Genomic DNA, 17025 nt, shown 5'->3' with positions numbered 1-17025 from the left:
CCTGCGATGAAGGCGACTCGGTCTTGAATTCAGTTGCCCACAAAAAAGCCCCGAACCAGTCGGGGCTTTTTCAGGTGATCAACCTGCGGGGCTTACTTGCCCTGCCAGCGTTTCAGTACCAGGGTGGCGTTGGTGCCACCGAAGCCGAAGCTGTTGCTCATCACGGTGTCGATCTTGGCGTTTTCAACGGTCTTGGTCAGGATCGGCATATCGGCGACGACCGGGTCGATCTCGTCGATGTTGGCCGAGCCGGCCATGAAGTTGCCTTCCATCATCAGCAGGCAGTAGATCGCTTCGTGAACGCCGGCGGCGCCCAGGGAGTGACCCGACAGGCTCTTGGTAGAGCTGATGGCCGGTGCCTTGTCGCCGAATACCGCACGCACACCTTCCATTTCCTTGGCATCGCCGACCGGAGTCGAAGTGCCGTGGGTGTTCAGGTAGTCGATTGGGGTGTCCACGGTGGACATGGCCATCTGCATGCAACGGATGGCGCCTTCGCCGCTTGGCGCAACCATGTCGTAGCCGTCGGACGTAGCGCCGTAGCCGACGATTTCCGCGTAGATTTTTGCGCCACGGGCCAGAGCGTGTTCCAGCTCCTCGACCACTACCATGCCGCCACCGCCGGCGATGACGAAACCGTCACGCTTGGCGTCGTAGGCGCGGGAGGCCTTTTCCGGGGTTTCGTTGTACTGGGTGGACAGCGCGCCCATGGCGTCGAACAGGAACGACTGGCTCCAATGTTCTTCTTCGCCGCCGCCGGCGAAGACGATGTCCTGCTTGCCCAGCTGGATCTGCTCAACGGCAGTACCGATGCAATGCGCACTGGTGGCGCACGCGGAGGAGATCGAGTAGTTCACACCCTTGATGGCGAACGGCGTGGCCAGGCAGGCCGAAACGGTGCTGCCCATGGTCCGTGTGACACGGTACGGGCCAACGCGCTTCACGCCTTTTTCGCGCAGGATGTCCAGCGCTTCCATCTGGTTGAGGGTCGATGCGCCGCCGGAGCCGGCGATCAGGCCGGTGCGTACGTTCGAAACCTGGTCTTCGCTCAGGCCTGAGTCGGCGATGGCGTCTTTCATGGCCAGGTAGGCGTAGGCGGCAGCGTGGCCGACGAAGCGATAGATCTTGCGATCAATCAGTTCTTCGAGAGGCAGGTCGATGGAGCCGGAAACCTGGCTACGCAGACCCATTTCGGCATATTCCGGGTTGAAGCGGATGCCAGGGCGACTTGCACGCAGGTTAGCGGTGACGGTCTCTTTGTCATTGCCCAGGCAAGAAACAATACCCAGACCAGTGATAACGACGCGGCGCATGCGGATAACCCTTAAAAGTTGTCAGTGGAAGTGAATACGCCGACCCGAAGGCCTTCGGCAGTATAGATCTCGCGACCGTCGACAGTCACCGAACCGTCGGCGATAGCGAGGTTCAGCTTGCCCTTGAGGACGCGCTTGATTTGAATGTTGTAGGTGACTTTCTTGGCGGTCGGCAGGACCTGGCCAAAGAACTTCACTTCGCCCGAACCCAGGGCACGACCGCGACCTGGCAGGCCTTGCCAGCCCAGGTAGAAACCAACCAGTTGCCACATGGCATCAAGGCCCAGGCAGCCCGGCATCACAGGGTCGCCTTCGAAATGGCAGGCGAAGAACCACAGGTCAGGGGTGATATCCAGCTCGGCGACCAATTCACCTTTGCCGTACTTGCCACCCTCTTCGCTGATATGGGTGATGCGATCCACCATCAGCATGTTCGGGGCGGGCAGTTGCGCGTTACCTGGGCCGAACAGCTCACCGCGACTGCAGCGCAGCAGGTCTTCCCGAGTAAAGGCGTTTTGTTTGGTCATGCGAGCTCCTCAATAATCCCATGCGGCAGGGCAGGGTAAATCTTCCCGGACCGAATGAAGCGTTCATGCCTCATATCGGCAGCCTACACATAGACTATTGCGTTGTAGTGAAAGTCACAGCGTCAAGGCACTCAATGTACACTTGTTCACTGAAATTTTAAACCGAGCCTGTTTATCGGCCCGTTTGGGTGCCTAAGACTGCCGCACTTTCGCCTTTCACGCCAGTCGCAGTTGGTTGATGGCGCCGCGCTATTGCACCCAGCGCTGCAGTATTTGCTGCAAATCCGTGCGTTTGAACGGCTTGGCCAGGTAATCGTTCATTCCGGCTGCCAGACAGGCTTCGCGATCACCCTGCAAGGCGTTGGCCGTCAGCGCGATAATCGGCAGGTCGGCGCAGCCGGGCAGTTGGCGAATCTGGCGGGTGGCTTCGTAGCCGTCGATCAACGGCAGGCGGCAATCCATCAGGATCGCGGTAAAAATCAGGCTTTCGGCACTGCGGATCGCCTCGGCGCCATCGATGGCCAGGCTCACTTCAAACCCCAGGCTGCGCAACATGGCTTCGACCACGGTGCGATTGACCGGGTTGTCCTCTACCAGCAACACATGGCGGCCATCACCCGCGCTGGCCTTGCCCTCGGCGTCCAGGGCAACCGCCGGCAGGCTGTGCTGGTCGATGGCCAGGGGGATTTCCAGAGTAAACACCGAGCCACGACCTTCCTGGCTTTGCGCGCGCAGCGTGCCGCCCATACGTTCGGCCAGCGTGCGCGCAATGGGCAGGCCCAGGCCGGTGCCGCCGTAACGTCTGGAAATGGAACTGTCAGCCTGCTGGAACGCATCGAACATCAGCTCCAGGCGTTCGGCGGAAATCCCGATGCCACTGTCGCGCACCGTGCAGGTGAACCACACCAGTTCATGGTCGAGGGTCTGCCAATGGGGCTCGACGGTGACGCTGCCGTGCTCGGTGAATTTGAGCGCGTTACCGATCAGGTTCACCAGAATTTGGCGGATACGGGTCGGGTCACCCTGCACGCGCAAGGCGTCCATGCCCGGCGGAATCGGCAACTCCAGGCTCAACCCGCGCTGCTGTGCGCTGTGCTGGAAGGCCTGGGCACAACTGTTGATCAGGTCGGCGAGGTTGAAGGGGATATGTTCCAGCTCCAGCGCGGCGCGTTCGATGCGTGAGAAGTCGAGGATGTCGTTGATGACTTTAAGCAGGTGCTCGGTGGACTCCGACGCCAGCGCCGCGTACTCGGTCTGCTCCTCGGTCATCTCGGTGGTTTCCAGCAGTTGCAGCATGCCCAGCACGCCGTTCATGGGCGTGCGCAGCTCGTGGCTCATCATCGCCAGGAAGTCCGACTTGGCGTTGTTGGCCCGTTCGGCTTCTTCGCGGGTCTGAATCAACTGGGCCATGGCCTGCTGCTGTTCGCGGCTGGCCTGGTTAAGGCCTTCGGCGAGGTTGTTGATGTGCCGTGACAAGTCGCCCAGCTCCGAGTCATCGACAATCGGCAGCGGTGTCTTGTAGTCGCCTTGCTGGATGGCTTTTACCGCGTGGCCCATGGCGCTGATCGGCTGCGACAGGCTGGCGGCCAGGCGCCGGGCGAGCAGGAAGGTAAACAGCAGGGCGAACAGTGCGAGGATGCCGGCCTTGAACAGAATCTCCTGCTGGCGCTGGCTGAAGGCGTCGTTGGACATGCCGACGATCACCCGGCCCAGGTAATCGGCACGTGGCGCCTTGGGTTCGTTGAGGTTGTCCTGGAAAAAGTCATTGCCCAGCTGGATATGCTGTAAGCGGATGGGTGCCTGGAACACTTTCACCGACAGCGATCGGTCGTGTTTCTCCGAAGGTTGCTCGACATACACCAGGATGTTCTCGGTGCTGTCCTGAATCTCGAGGAAGCGCACATGCGGGGTGGCCAGCGTGGCACGCAGCAGGCTTTCGAGCACATCGTTGTTGCCGGAAATCACCCCGTACTCGGTGGCCGGGGCCAGTTGGTTGGCGATCAACTGGCCGGTGTGGTCGAGTTCCTGGCGCAGGTCCTGGATACGCACGAAGGTAAAGAAGCTGATCAACAGCAGGGTCAGCAACAGCGCCGGGCCCAGGGTGATGAGCTGGGTGCGGGTGTTGATGTCCCAGCGACGACGCAAGGTCATGGGCGTTTTTCTCCTTCGGCCAGGCGGGCGGCGACGGCGGCTTCGTCCACCTGTTCGATCCCCAGTGAGCGCGCGACTTGCGGGTTGCCCACGACTTTGAAGTGTTGCGGGTACACGCTGCGTGGCCAGTTGGCTGGCGGATGATCCAGCAGCCGGTCGAGTACATCCAGCCAGTCGGCCTGGTCGCTGTAGGTGCTGGCCAGGCTGCCGGCCTTGACGAACCCGGCGTTGGGGCCCACCAGCGGCAGTTGCTGGGCGTAGCTGCTGAGCAACAGGTTCTTCACGGTTTTCGGGTTGTACAACTGCGGGTCGTCGAGGCCGAGCAGCACGTCACTGTTCTTGAGCAGGTTTTGCAGCGGGCGGCTGTCGCTGATGTTGTCCCAGCGCTGCGGCACGATCTGCAGGCCCATGGGCGCTGCGTACTCGCGCAGCTCCGGCAGCAGGAACTCACTGTCGCTGCCATAGAGCACACCGATGCGTTGGGCCTGCGGCAGGATGTTGGCGATCAGCTTGAGTTGGCGCGCCAGCGGCGGGTCGCTCCACAACAGGCTGATTTTTGCCGGGTGGGTGGTGCCCAGGCGCTGGCGTGCCTGCAGGCGGCTGATACGCAACACCAGGGTCGGCGGGCCCTGGTCGTCCTGCAGGCGCCAGTCGAGGCCGGGCAGGTCCAGCAGGATCAGGCGCGTGCCGGGCGGCAACCGGCTGGGCGCGGGCAAGTCTTTGAGCGGGACAAAGCTCACCTGCTCTTCGGGGCGCTGCCGGGCCAGGGCTTGGGTAAAGGCCTGAACGCCGGCACCGTCTTCGGCGGCGGTCAACAGGATATCGGCGCTCCACGCCGGTGCTGTCAGCAGCAGGCACACCAGCAGCAGGCACACCAGCAGCAAGGCACGGCGCCAGAGCCGAAAGATAAAGAAGGGGGTCATCCGTGACTGAGCGCCCATGTCAGAATTCCAGCTCCGCGCTGAAATAGAGGACATGGCGACTGTCGTAGTTGTTATCGGCCCAGGTGGTGGGCTGGTTATCGAGGCGTTGTTGCAACATGCCGGCCAGCTCCACATTGGCTTTGCCCAGGGCAATGCGCTTGGCCACCCGCAGGTCGACCCGTTCGAAGCGATATTGGTTGAGCGCATCGTCGCCATAGTAGAACAGCGCACTGGACCAGCCGTGGCCCCACTCGCGCAGCCAACCGGCCGAGCCGCTGTTGCGCGCGGTTTGCGCCTTGTCCAGCGGGTTGCTGGAAGCGGCGTCGACGTAAGCATAGGTCAGGCGCAGGCGGTCGGTATTGCTCATGCGCCAGTCGAACTGCGATTCGGCGCCGGTGAACCGTGCGCTGTTGGCGTTGCTGGCAATGTATTGGTTGTTGCGCAGCGGCGAGCTGATCATCTCGGTGATTTCGTCGTAGAACAGTTTCACGTCGACATTCAACCCGAAGTCGGCAAAGAAGCCGTTGTAGCCCAGCTCTCGTGAACGCATCAACTCTTTATCGAGGTTGCCGGGGCCCCGCGTTACCACAAAATATTGCCCGGAGTTCTGCCCGTAGGTCGGGGAGCTCAAATTGGTGACGCGGTAGCTCCAGTTAACGTTGTTCTCGAACATGTCGGGCGAGCGAATCGCCTCGGAGTACACCGCCCGCAGGCCGTGGCGCGGGTTGATCAGGTAGTTGACCGCCACCCGCGGCGTCAGCGAGTTGCCGCTCAGGTGGGTGTCTTCGTACATGGCGCCGCCTTGCAGCAGCCAGTGTTCGCTGGCACGCCATTCCAGGTGGCCGAACAAGCGCCAGGTGGTGTCGTCGAGGGTGCCGTTGAAGTAGGTATCGGAGTCGGCGCGGTCGTAGCGGTAGTTCATGCCGCTGACCAGGCGCAGGCTATCGGACAGGCTCAGGGTGTCCTGAATCTCCAAATCGTAGCGGCTTTCGCGGGTGCTCTGGTCGATATCACCGCAGACGCTCTGGTTGGCACCGTCGCGCCACTGTTCCAGGACTTGCTTGGCCAGGCCCTGCTCAGTGCTACTGCCAGGCGGAAGGCTGTCTGGTTTGTAACTGTTCATGTGCCGGGCCAGCTGTTCGGCATAGTTGGGGTTCAGTTGCCACAACCGCGTCAGCTCCGGGCTGAACGAGACCTTGGCATCACAGGCTTTCCAGACCTGCTGTCGGTCCCATTGCTGGGCCGAGCCTTGAATGTACAGGCTGTGCTCGGGGTTGAAGTCGACGTTCCAGCGCAACGACCCGGCATAGTCCTTGGCGACGGCATCGGAATTGGTGCCGCCTTCGGTAATCCCGGCAAACACCGGCGTGTAGGTATAAGGACGCTGGTTGGTGCCTTCCTTAGCGTCAAATTGCCAGTCGAGGCTCTGTTGCGCGTTCAGGGTCTGGCTCACCGCCAGGCTGAAGCGGTTGAGGCGGCGGCTGTCACGGCGGTCGGCGCCGACGGCATCGCTGTCAAAGCCATCGTCCTGCTGACCGGACAAGGACAGGCGCAAGTCACCGGTTTCCCAACCCACGCCCTGGCTGGCGTAGTAGTCGTTGATGCCGCGCTGGCCACGGATGACTTTAATTCGCGAACCGTGGCTGTTGGCCGGTGAGCGCGTGAGGATATTGACCACCGCCATCAGCGCGTTGGCGCCATAGCTGACGGTGTTGGGGCCACGGAATACCTCGATGCGCTCGATATCTTCCATGGCCACCGGGATGTCGCTCCAGTCCACGGTGGCAAGGCCCGCGCGGTACACCGAGCGCCCGTCGATCAACACCTGCATGCGCCGCGCGTCGCTGGCGCTGGTGCCGTGGTAGTTCACCGCGGCCTGGTTGCCGGTGGTGTAGCCGACCATCATCCCCGGCACCAGCCGCAGCAGCTCGGCGATGTCGCGTGCGCCGCTGGCCTTGATCAGCTCGCTGTCGATCACCGTCATGCTGCCGGGCACGGCCGCGGCTGATTGCTTGAGGCGTGTGGCGGTCAACACTTGCGGCAGCGGCTGGCTGTCGAGAAACAGGTCATCAGCCAGCGCAGGTGTGCTGCACAGCAACATCAGCAACAGAGATGAGCGAGGAGGAGGGCCCAGATACACGGCACGGCCTTGATAATTACGGATAGCCGCCCATGTTAACTGAGGTGGGGCCATTTGCCAGTCGTGGGACTTGCAATTACTTCACACAAGTGTGGCATTTTCCGACAAGCGCACGAATTGACGCGGGGGCTGGCCGCAAGCGGGTCGCCCCGTATAATGCCGCCATCGCCATGTAAGGATTAACGGATTGCATATGACTGAACAGCGCCCTATTGCGGTCCTGGGAGGCGGAAGTTTTGGTACCGCCGTGGCTAACCTGCTGGCTGAGAACGGCCACGCGGTGCGCCAGTGGATGCGCGATCCCGAGCAGGCCGAGGCCATCCGCGTGCATCGGGAAAACCCCCGTTACCTTAAAGGCATCAAGATTCATCCGGCAGTGGAGCCGGTCACCGACCTGTTGGCTACGCTGACCGACTGTGACCTGTGCTTCGTCGCGCTGCCTTCCAGCGCCTTGCGCTCGGTGTTGGCACCCCACGCCGAGCGTCTGGCCGGCAAGCTGCTGGTCAGCCTGACCAAAGGCATTGAGGCGCACACCTTCAAGCTGATGAGCGAAATCCTCGCCGAGATCGCCCCGCAGGCGCGCATCGGCGTGCTGTCCGGGCCGAACCTGGCACGGGAAGTCGCCGAGCACGCGCTGACCGCCACGGTGGTGGCCAGCGAAGACGAGGCCCTGTGCGAACGTGTCCAGGCCGTGCTGCATGGCCGTACCTTCCGCGTCTACGCCAGTGGCGACCGCTTTGGCGTCGAGCTGGGCGGTGCGCTGAAAAACGTCTACGCGATCATCGCCGGCATGGCCGTGGCCTTGGGCATGGGCGAGAACACCAAGAGCATGCTGATCACCCGCGCGCTGGCGGAAATGACCCGTTTTGCGGTGAACCAGGGCGCCAACCCGATGACCTTCCTCGGGTTGGCCGGCGTAGGCGACTTGATCGTCACCTGCTCGTCGCCCAAAAGTCGCAACTACCAGGTCGGGTTCGCCCTCGGTCAGGGCCTGAGCCTGGAAGACGCGGTCACGCGCCTGGGCGAAGTCGCCGAAGGCGTCAACACCCTCAAGGTGCTGAAGGCCAAGGCCCAGGAAGTGGGTGTGTACATGCCGCTGGTCGCCGGGCTGCACGCGATTCTGTTTGAAGGGCGCACCTTGAACCAGGTGATCGAGCTGCTGATGCGCGCCGAGCCCAAAACCGACGTCGACTTTATTTCCACCAGTGGTTTCAACTGAGGAACGCGCACATGAACGACCCGAAAGACACCCCAAAATACGAGTCCATCCTCCTGCGTATCCTGTGGATGCTGGTGTTTGCCCTGGTGTGGCAAGTGGCGCAGTTCCTGCTCGGTGCGCTGGTGGTGGTGCAGCTGATTTATCGCCTGATCTACGGCGCGCCGAACCTGGGCCTGATGAATTTTGGCGACAGCCTCAGCCAGTTCCTGGCGCAGATCGGCCGTTTCGGCAGCTTTCATACTGAACAGAAACCCTGGCCGTTCGCCGATTGGCCAACCCCACGTGCACCCGAAGGCGAAGCCGCCCACAGCGTGCCGCCGGCGCCGCACCCGGTGCGTGATGAGGAGCCAAAGCTGTGAAGCTATGGATTTTGCGTCACGGTGAAGCCGAAGGGCATGCGCGCACCGACGCCGAACGCAACCTCACCGAGCACGGCCGTGGCGAAGTGTTGCGCAGTGCCGCGCACCTGATTGGCCAGCCCATCAGTGCCATTATCGCCAGCCCCTATGTGCGGGCGCAGCAGACGGCGCAGTTGGTGCGTGAGGCGCTGGGTTTCGAGCCGCAGGTCCGCACGGTGCCGTGGTTGACGCCTGAGGGCAACCCGCTGCAAGTGCTGGAAAAGCTCGACACCGATGACAACGTGCTGCTGGTCAGCCACCAACCCTTGGTGGGCAGCCTGGTCAGCTTTTTGCAGCATGGTCACCAGCGCCAGCCGGAGCCGATGCACACCGCCAGCCTGGCGGAGCTGGAGGGCGATATTCCGCTGGCAGGGCTGATGAACCTGGTCAACGTAAAAAACCCATAAGCTCGATCGCTTCTTTTTGTGTGCTATATAGTCAACCAAGCAAGTGCTTGGTTGGCTATCATCGGATCACAAAGGAGCGCGTCCCATGCCTTTCGCTTTTCGTTTGCCGTTGCAGGTCTTCTTCGAACGTGAAGCGCGACACCCGCGCAAACCTTTCCTGGTGCAACCCATCGGCGGCGGCGAGGTGCAGACGCTCACCTGGGGCGATGTCGGCCATCAGGCCCGATGCGTCGCACATTGGCTGCGCGCCCGGGCATTGCCCCAGGGCTCGCACATTGCCCTGATCTCGAAAAACTGCGCGCACTGGATCATTGCCGACCTGGCGATCTGGATGGCCGGGCATGTGTCGGTGCCGTTGTACCCCAACCTCACGGCGGACTCCGTCAACCATGTGCTCACGCATTCGGAGGCGGCGCTGGTGTTGATCGGCAAGCTGGATGATTGGCCCGCCATGGCGCCCGGCATCCCGGCCGGGTTGCCGACCATCAGCCTGCCGTTGTGCCCGGCCGGCGATTTTGATTTCAGCTGGGCAGACCTGCAGGCCAGTTCACCGATTCAGGACAACCCTTCGCCAGAGGCCGCGAGCCTGGCCACCATTGTTTACACCTCCGGCACCACCGGCTTGCCCAAAGGCGTGATGCAAACCTTCGGCGCCTTGGGGTTTGCCGCCACGCGCGGCACGCAGATATTTGGCTTGGGCGAGGACGACCGGCTGCTGTCCTACCTGCCGTTGTGCCATGTGGCAGAGCGCATGTTTGTCGAGCTGGCGGCGATCTATACCGGGCAAACCGTGTTTTTCGCCGAAAGCCTCGACACCTTCCTGACCGACCTGCGCCGGGCGCGCCCCACGGCCTTGTTCGGCGTCCCGCGTATCTGGACCAAGTTCCAGATGGGCGTCTACGCCAAAGTCCCGGAAAAACGCCTCGATACCCTGTTGCGCCTGCCTTTTATCGGCAAGCGCGTCGGCCACAAAGTGTTGGCCGGGCTGGGCCTGGACGCGTTGCGCATCGCGCTGTCCGGCGCCGCCCCGGTGCCAGAAGCCTTGCTGCGCTGGTATCAACGCCTGGGCCTGGATGTGTTGGAGGTGTATGGCATGACCGAAAGCTGCGGTTATTCCCATGTGTGCCGCCCTGGCCAGCAGACGCTCGGCTGGATCGGCTTGCCGTGTCCCGGTGTCGAGGTGCGCATCGACCCGATGGGCGAAGTGCAGGTGCGCAGCGGCGCGACCATGCTCGGCTATTTCAAGGACCCGCAGAAAACCGCCGAAACCCTCACCGACGATGGCTTCCTGCGCACCGGCGACAAGGGCGAGCAGGATGCCGACGGCCGCCTGCGCCTGACCGGGCGGCTCAAGGAGATTTTCAAGACCAGCAAGGGCAAGTACGTGGCTCCGGCGCCGATCGAAAACCGCTTGGCTGAACATGCACGCATCGAACAGGTGTGCGTGGTCGGCGATGGCTTGCTGGCGCCGATGGGCTTGTGCGTGTTGTCAGCCGGCGGCCAGGACCGACAGGCACTGCGCAGCAGCCTGGAACGCTGGCTGGAACAGGTCAACGGTGCGCTGGACAAGCACGAGCGGTTGCGCCAACTGGTGGTGGTCAAAGACAGTTGGGCGGTAGAGAACGGCTTTCTGACGCCGACCTTGAAGATAAAACGCAACGTGATCGAGTCGACTTACGGCGCACAATTTTCGGCCTGGAGCGAACGCAGCGAGCCGATTGTGTGGCAGGATTAGGGTCGTAATAAAACCAATAAGGACGATTTCATGAGCTTGTGGCGCACCCAACCGAATATCGAGCAACTCAACGCCATCCAGAAAAACACCATCGGTGAATTGCTGGATATCCGTTTCGAAAGCTACGACGACGAGTCGCTGACCGCGAGCATGGTGGTCGACCATCGCACTCACCAGCCGTATGGCCTGCTGCACGGTGGCGCGTCGGTGGTGCTGGCCGAAAGCGTCGGTTCCATGGCGGCTTACCTGTGCATTGATGCCAGCAAGTTCTATTGCGTGGGCCTTGAGGTCAACGCCAACCACTTGCGTGGTGTGCGCAGCGGGCGGGTGACGGCGGTGGCGCGGGCGATTCATATCGGCCGTACTACCCAGGTGTGGGACATTCGCTTGACCAGCGACGATGGCAAGGCCAGCTGCGTGTCGCGCCTGACCATGGCCGTGGTGCCGTTGGGCGAGAACCCGCCGGCACGATAGGCGTGGCGTGAGTGTCATCATTCCTGGCGGTTACGGTCATTGCTGTGCGGTTAAAGGCTGGTGACAATTCACTTCTGTTCTCGTAGATGGATCCTGTATGTCGCAGCACGTGTTTTTTGCCCATGCCAATGGGTTTCCTTCGGCCACTTACGGCAAGTTGTTTGCCGCCCTGGCCCCGGAATACGCGGTGGCGCATTTGCCGCAGCACGGTCACGACCCCAGGTTTCCGGTGGATGACAACTGGCAGAACCTGGTGGACGAGCTGATCCACCACCTGGAACAGCAACCGGAGCCGGTGTGGGGCGTGGGCCATTCCTTGGGCGGCGTACTGCACTTGCACGCCGCCATGCGCTGCCCGCAGTTGTACCGTGGCGTGGTGATGCTCGATTCGCCGGTGTTGACCCGCGCTGACCGCTGGGTGATTCGCGCCGCCAAACGCTTTGGTTTTATCGACCGCCTGACCCCGGCCGGGCGCACCTTGGGTCGACGTGAAGAATTCAGCGACCTGGCTGCCGCACGCAGCTACTTCGCCGGCAAGACGCTGTTTCGCGGCTTCGACCCGGAGTGCTTTGACGCGTACCTGCAACACGGCCTGCAACAGGTGGGCGATCGCCTGCGCTTGCGCTTTGATCCGGCCACCGAGATCAGCATCTACCGAGGCGTGCCCCACACCAGCCCAGGCCAGGTTCGCCAATTAAAGGTGCCGCTGGCGGTGGTGCGCGGTCGCCAGAGCCGGGTGGTGATGCGTCACCATGCCAGTGGTGTCGACCGCCTGCCCATGGGCGAAATGCTCACCATGCCCGGCGGCCACATGTTCCCCCTCGAACGGCCCCAGGACACCGCGACGTTGATCAAGCACCTGTTTTCCCGCTGGCAAGCCCGCGAGCGCAGCTGCGCATGAGCAACCCGGTCGAAGAAGTGCGCCTGAGCCTGCCGCATATCGAATTGGCCGCGCATCTGTTCGGGCCCGAAGACGGCCTGCCGGTGATCGCTTTGCATGGCTGGCTGGACAACGCCAACAGCTTTGCGCGTCTGGCGCCCAAGCTTGAGGGGCTGCGCATCGTTGCGCTGGACATGGCCGGGCACGGGCACTCGGCCCATCGGCCTGCCGGGGCCGGTTATGCCTTGTGGGATTACGTGTTTGATGTGCTGCAAGTGGCTGAACAACTGGGCTGGAAACGTTTTGCATTACTTGGCCATTCCCTGGGCGCCATCGTTTCCCTGGTGCTGGCCGGGGCGTTGCCGGAACGTGTCACCCACCTGGGGTTGATCGACGGCGTGATCCCGCCGACCGCCGCTGGCGAGAACGCTGCCGAGCGCCTCGGCATGGCGTTGCAGGCGCAATTGAGGCTGCAAGACAAGCGCAAACCGGTCTACAGCACCTTGGACCTCGCGGTGCAAGCGCGCATGAAAGGCGTGGTGGCGGTCAGCCGTGAAGCCGCCGAACTGCTGGCCCAGCGCGGTTTGATGCCCGTGCCGGGCGGCTACACCTGGCGCACCGACGCGCGCTTGACCCTGGCATCGCCGATGCGCCTGACCGATGAGCAGGCGATGGCTTTCGTGCGGCGTGTGGGTTGCCCTACACAGTTGGTCGTCGCGGCTGACGGCATGTTGGCGAAACATTCCGAATTGCTTTCTCAGCTACCTTTTACGGTGAACACGCTGCCGGGCGGCCATCATTTACACCTTAATGATGAGCCCGGCGCGATCCTTGTTGCAGACTGTTTCAATCGGTTCTTCTCCACGCCTTGACTTGGCGGGGTCAACTGCCGAGGCTGGGCGGATTGAAAGGGAGTCAACCATGTACGAACTCAACACTGCTGTGCACTTCGATGGCCAGGGCTCACTCATCCGATGAGCCTGCGTAAAGAATGTCTCCGTGCCCTTGGGCTGTGCTGTTTCAGCCCTCTGGTGTTCGCCGCCGATGTGCCAGGCAGCCAGGATCTGCCGGCCGTGGCCCGTCAGGTCGATGCGCAAATCGTCGATTACCGCCCCGCTGAAGAAAAAGAACGCATTTACCCCATGGGCGCGATCCGCAAGATCAGCGGCCAGCTGCGCTACGAAGGCCAGGCCACAGCGCGCGGCCAAACCACTGCCATCACCTATGAACTGCCCGCCGAGCACACGTCCAGCGCCGCCTTTACCGCGACGCGTGAAGCGTTGCAGGCCAAGGGCGCGCAGCTGTTGTTCTGGTGCCAGGCGCGTGATTGCGGCGAAAGCAGCCTGTGGGCCAATGAAGTGTTCGGCAACGCCAAGCTGGTCGGCGCCGACGGCCAGCAGGAATACCTGCTGTTGCGCCTGGCCGCCCCGCAGGACCACTCGTTGGTGGCACTGTATGGCATTACCCGCGGCAACCGCCGTGCTTATCTGCATGTAGAACAACTGGACGCTGGCGCGCCATTGGGCGACTTGCTGCCCACCTCGGCGACCTTGCTGCGCGAGCTTAAAAGCACCGGCGAGCTGGACTTTCCGGCACTCGGCAACGCGCCTGACGCCACCTGGCTGACCTTGATTTCCCGTGGCTTGAACCTCGACGCCACCTTGCGCGTGAGCCTCACCGGGCCGACCGCCGAAGCCTGGCGCCAGGGCCTGATCGACAGCGGCGTGCGGGCCGCCCGCCTGGAAACCGGCAGCGGTGACGCTAAGGGTTTGCACCTGCATCTGATACGCTGACCCTTATCAAGGCGGACGGACCCGTGCCGTTCGCCTAAGCTCTCTTCCTACAGCCTTATTCTCGAGATACCCGATGCTCAATAACGATCGCCTACTGGTGCAAATCCTGCTGCTGGTGTTGTTTGGTGCCAGCTTCTGGGTAATGGCGCCGTTCTGGTCGGCACTGTTCTGGGGCGCGGTGCTGGCGTTTGCCAGCTGGCCGCTGATGCGTTTGCTCACGCGCTGGCTGGGTGGCCGCGAATCCCTGGCGGCGGGCATCCTCACGTTGGGCTGGATGTTGCTGGTGGCAGTGCCGCTGGTGTGGCTGGGGTTCAACCTGGCCGACCATGTGCGCGATGCGGTGGGCCTGATCAAGGATATCCAGGTTGACGGCTTGCCCGCCGCACCTGCCTGGCTGAACTCGATCCCCTTTGTTGGCGAGCGGCTGGTGGCGACCTGGGACAGCATCGACCAACAGGGTGCAGCGCTGATGGTCAGCATCAAGCCGTACCTGGGGCAGGTGGGCAACTGGCTGTTGGCGCGCAGTGCGCAAATTGGCGGCGGTATTCTCGAGCTGACCCTGAGCCTGGTGTTCGTGTTCTTCTTTTACCGTGATGGGCCACGGCTGGCGATGTTTGCCCATCGGTTGCTGGAGCGCCTGATCGGCGAGCGTGCCGGTTACTACATCGAACTGGTGGCCGGCACTGTGCAGCGGGTGGTCAACGGCGTGATTGGTACGGCGGCGGCCCAGGCCCTGCTGGCGCTGATCGGCTTCCTGATTGCCGGCGTGCCGGGCGCGCTGGTGCTGGGCATCGTCACCTTCCTGCTCAGCCTGATCCCCATGGGCCCGCCGCTGGTGTGGATTCCCGCCACGGCCTGGCTGGCATGGAAGGGCGACTACACCTATGCGGTGTTCCTCGGTGTCTGGGGCACGTTCATCATCAGTGGCGTGGACAACGTGCTCAAGCCGTACCTGATCAGCCGAGGCGGCAACCTGCCGCTGGTGATCGTGCTATTGGGCGTGTTTGGCGGCTTGATTGCCTTTGGCTTCATCGGCCTGTTTATCGGCCCGACCTTATTGGCGGTGGCCTACAGCCTGCTGACGGATTGGAGCGCGACCCAGTCCCAGGAACGTCGCGAAGACAAAGCGCTTTAGGCCCTCGGTAAGTACATCACGGCCGTCAGGCCACCGCCCGGGGTTTCCTCCAGGCTCAGGTGGCCGCCGAGGCGCTCCACGGCTTCCTTGGAAATGGTCATGCCCAGGCCAACGCCACCGGAGTTGCGGTTGCGTGAGCCTTCGAGGCGAAAGAACGGTTCGAACACCGCCTCGCGTTTATCGGCCTCGATTCCCGGCCCATGGTCGATCACGCGGATCACCAGGGCGCCACGGCTGTCCTCCAGCTCAATACGCGCCGTACCGGCGTACCGCAGGGCGTTGTCGATCAGGTTGTTGAGGCACGAACGCAGTGCCATCGGTTGCACCTGCAAAGGCGCGCAAGTGCCGCAGAACTGCACGTCCGAGCCTTGGTCCTGGGCGTTTTCGCTGAGGGACTCGACCAGCGCCTGCACGTCGAGCCAGTGCCGGGTCTCGCTGGTGCGCTGTTCGTGCAGGTAGCTCAAGGTGGCGTCGAGCATGCCGATCATGTCGTCCAGGTCCTGGCGCATCTGGCCTTGCAGCTTGGTGTCTTCGATTTGCTCCAGGCGCAGCTTGAGGCGTGACAGCGGCGTACGCAGATCATGGGAGACGGCGCCGAGCATGCGCGCGCGCTGGCTGACTTGCTCGCGGATGCGCTTTTGCATCAGGTTGAAGGTCGATGCAGCCTGGCGCGCTTCCCGTGGCCCGGACTCGTTGAGCGGCGGGCTGTCGAGGTCAAGGCTCAAGCGTTCGGCGGCTGCACTCAGGCGCTGGATCGGCCGGCTCAGCAGTTTGGCACCGTACCAGGCAGCGATGATCAGCGAGATAAACTGAAAGGTCAGCGGCACCACGGGGCCGCCGTACCAGGGCCGATGATGGCGAGCCAATGGCTTCATCGTGCCGTCCGGTTGCTCGACAAAGGTTTCCTGGGGCGGCGGTGGCGGCGGGCCGTAGTGGCGGAACCAGAAGATCGCCAGCACATGAGCGAGCACAATAGCCACCAGCAATACGCCGAACAGCCTGCCAAACAGCGTATTGAAGGTGGCGCGCATCAACCGATATCCCGGGCGTCGAACAGGTAGCCTTCGCCGCGCACGGTTTTGATCAGTTGCGGGGCTTTCGGGTCATCCCCAAGCTTCTGGCGCAGGCGCGATACGAGCAGATCGATGCTGCGGTCAAAGGCTTCGATGGAGCGGCCACGGGCAGCATCCAGCAATTGTTCGCGGCTCAGCACACGGCGCGGGCGTTCGATGAACACCCACAGCAGGCGAAATTCCGCGTTGGACAGCGGCACCACCAGGCCATCGTCGGCCACCAATTGGCGCAGTACGCTGTTGAGGCGCCAGTTGTCGAAGCGGATGTTGGCGCGCTGCTCGGTGCGGTCATCGCGCACCCGGCGCAGGATGGTCTGGATTCGCGCCACCAGCTCCCGCGGTTCGAACGGCTTGGACATATAGTCATCGGCGCCCAGTTCCAGGCCGATGATGCGGTCGGTGGGTTCGCAGCGTGCGGTGAGCATCAAAATCGGGATGTCCGACTCAGTGCGCAACCAACGGCACAGCGACAGGCCGTCTTCGCCCGGCAGCATCAGATCGAGTACGACTACATCAAAGGTTTCGGCTTGCATGGCGGTGCGCATGGCCGTGCCGTCGGTGACGCCGGTGGCGAGGATATTGAAGCGGGCCAGGTAGTCGATCAGCAGTTCGCGGATCGGCAGGTCGTCATCGACGATCAGCGCGCGGGTGTTCCACCGCTTGTCTTCGGCGATCACCGCGCCTTTTTGCTCTTCGTTTACAGAGACGGTAGGGGTATGCATAGTGCGATCATCTGCCTGGGTTGTTGCATTGAGCATAGGCGCCCGGTTCCATGGCTGGAAGTGCCGGGCGAGCGGTCATGTGCGCGAGGCTAGCCGTGGGGCGTGTTGAGGGCATGTCGGGAATGTATCGGTCTT

General features: G+C 62.6%; 16 protein-coding genes. 9 read left to right on the top strand and 7 right to left on the bottom strand.

The genetic code is table 11. The features are described from left to right. Positions 1–92: 92 nt before the first annotated feature. The 5 genes from fabB to QF043_RS19485 form a co-directional block, all read right to left on the bottom strand. On the bottom strand, positions 93–1313 hold the full coding sequence (fabB, locus tag QF043_RS19505) for a beta-ketoacyl-ACP synthase I (RefSeq protein WP_012723103.1): 1221 nt from the start codon (positions 1311–1313) through the stop codon (positions 93–95). 11 nt (positions 1314–1324) lie between these two features. Then, a complete protein-coding gene (gene fabA, locus QF043_RS19500; protein WP_003210552.1) occupies positions 1325–1840 on the bottom strand; it encodes a 3-hydroxyacyl-[acyl-carrier-protein] dehydratase FabA in 516 nt (171 codons plus the stop codon). 249 nt (positions 1841–2089) lie between these two features. Continuing rightward, positions 2090–3991, bottom strand: coding sequence for an ATP-binding protein (locus QF043_RS19495; protein WP_307419851.1), 1902 nt, complete (start codon positions 3989–3991; stop codon positions 2090–2092). Further along, complete coding sequence (locus QF043_RS19490) at positions 3988–4932, bottom strand: ABC transporter substrate-binding protein (RefSeq protein ID WP_307419850.1); 945 nt, start codon at positions 4930–4932, stop codon at positions 3988–3990. Before QF043_RS19490 ends, QF043_RS19495 begins: the two co-directional genes overlap by 4 nt. Position 4933: 1 nt before the next feature. Continuing rightward, on the bottom strand, positions 4934–7054 hold the full coding sequence (locus QF043_RS19485) for a TonB-dependent receptor plug domain-containing protein (protein ID WP_373460715.1): 2121 nt from the start codon (positions 7052–7054) through the stop codon (positions 4934–4936). A 193-nt stretch (positions 7055–7247) separates the two neighbouring features. On the opposite strand from QF043_RS19485, the gene QF043_RS19480 reads away from it, so the two are divergent. The 9 genes from QF043_RS19480 (at position 7248) to QF043_RS19440 (ending at position 15095) form a co-directional block, all read left to right on the top strand. After that, positions 7248–8273: an NAD(P)H-dependent glycerol-3-phosphate dehydrogenase gene (locus QF043_RS19480; RefSeq protein ID WP_200434258.1), complete on the top strand. Its 1026-nt coding sequence runs from the start codon at positions 7248–7250 to the stop codon at positions 8271–8273. Positions 8274–8284: 11 nt separating this feature from the next. Next, positions 8285–8632: a DUF4389 domain-containing protein gene (locus tag QF043_RS19475; protein WP_058421405.1), complete on the top strand. Its 348-nt coding sequence runs from the start codon at positions 8285–8287 to the stop codon at positions 8630–8632. Continuing rightward, positions 8629–9078 (top strand): phosphohistidine phosphatase SixA, encoded by a 450-nt coding sequence (gene sixA, locus QF043_RS19470; protein WP_307419849.1) that lies wholly within the window; start codon positions 8629–8631, stop codon positions 9076–9078. Before QF043_RS19475 ends, sixA begins: the two co-directional genes overlap by 4 nt. Positions 9079–9163: 85 nt before the next feature. Then, positions 9164–10813 carry an AMP-binding protein gene (locus tag QF043_RS19465; protein ID WP_307419848.1) on the top strand — a complete coding sequence of 550 codons (1650 nt, stop codon included), beginning with the start codon at positions 9164–9166 and terminating at the stop codon, positions 10811–10813. Between the two features lie 30 nt (positions 10814–10843). Continuing rightward, complete coding sequence (locus QF043_RS19460; RefSeq protein ID WP_307419847.1) at positions 10844–11287, top strand: hotdog fold thioesterase; 444 nt, start codon at positions 10844–10846, stop codon at positions 11285–11287. Between the two features lie 97 nt (positions 11288–11384). After that, positions 11385–12188, top strand: a complete 804-nt coding sequence (locus QF043_RS19455; RefSeq protein WP_056859713.1) for an alpha/beta fold hydrolase — start codon at positions 11385–11387, stop codon at positions 12186–12188. Then, the gene (locus QF043_RS19450) at positions 12185–13039 is read left to right on the top strand and encodes an alpha/beta fold hydrolase (RefSeq protein WP_307419846.1); all 855 of its coding nucleotides are present in this window, start codon (positions 12185–12187) and stop codon (positions 13037–13039) included. The genes QF043_RS19455 and QF043_RS19450 overlap by 4 nt, the downstream gene beginning before the upstream one ends. Before the next feature lie 102 nt (positions 13040–13141). After that, positions 13142–13960: a DUF4892 domain-containing protein gene (locus QF043_RS19445; protein WP_307419845.1), complete on the top strand. Its 819-nt coding sequence runs from the start codon at positions 13142–13144 to the stop codon at positions 13958–13960. A 73-nt stretch (positions 13961–14033) separates the two neighbouring features. Beyond that, the gene (locus QF043_RS19440) at positions 14034–15095 is read left to right on the top strand and encodes an AI-2E family transporter (protein WP_056859710.1); all 1062 of its coding nucleotides are present in this window, start codon (positions 14034–14036) and stop codon (positions 15093–15095) included. Here the strand turns inward: QF043_RS19440 and QF043_RS19435 are convergent. Both QF043_RS19435 and QF043_RS19430 read right to left on the bottom strand, forming a co-directional pair. After that, a complete protein-coding gene (locus QF043_RS19435; protein ID WP_307419844.1) occupies positions 15092–16126 on the bottom strand; it encodes a HAMP domain-containing sensor histidine kinase in 1035 nt (344 codons plus the stop codon). The two genes, QF043_RS19440 and QF043_RS19435, sit on opposite strands and share 4 nt — an antisense overlap. Next, positions 16126–16890, bottom strand: coding sequence for a response regulator (locus tag QF043_RS19430; RefSeq protein ID WP_056859738.1), 765 nt, complete (start codon positions 16888–16890; stop codon positions 16126–16128). The genes QF043_RS19435 and QF043_RS19430 overlap by 1 nt, the downstream gene beginning before the upstream one ends. Between the last annotated feature and the right edge of the window lie 135 nt (positions 16891–17025).

It is taken from the genome of Pseudomonas sp. W3I7 (assembly GCF_030816095.1).
GTDB classification, from domain to species: domain Bacteria; phylum Pseudomonadota; class Gammaproteobacteria; order Pseudomonadales; family Pseudomonadaceae; genus Aquipseudomonas; species Aquipseudomonas salomonii.
Note: the sequence above shows the minus strand (reverse complement) of the source record. Positions and strands in the feature narration are given on the sequence as shown.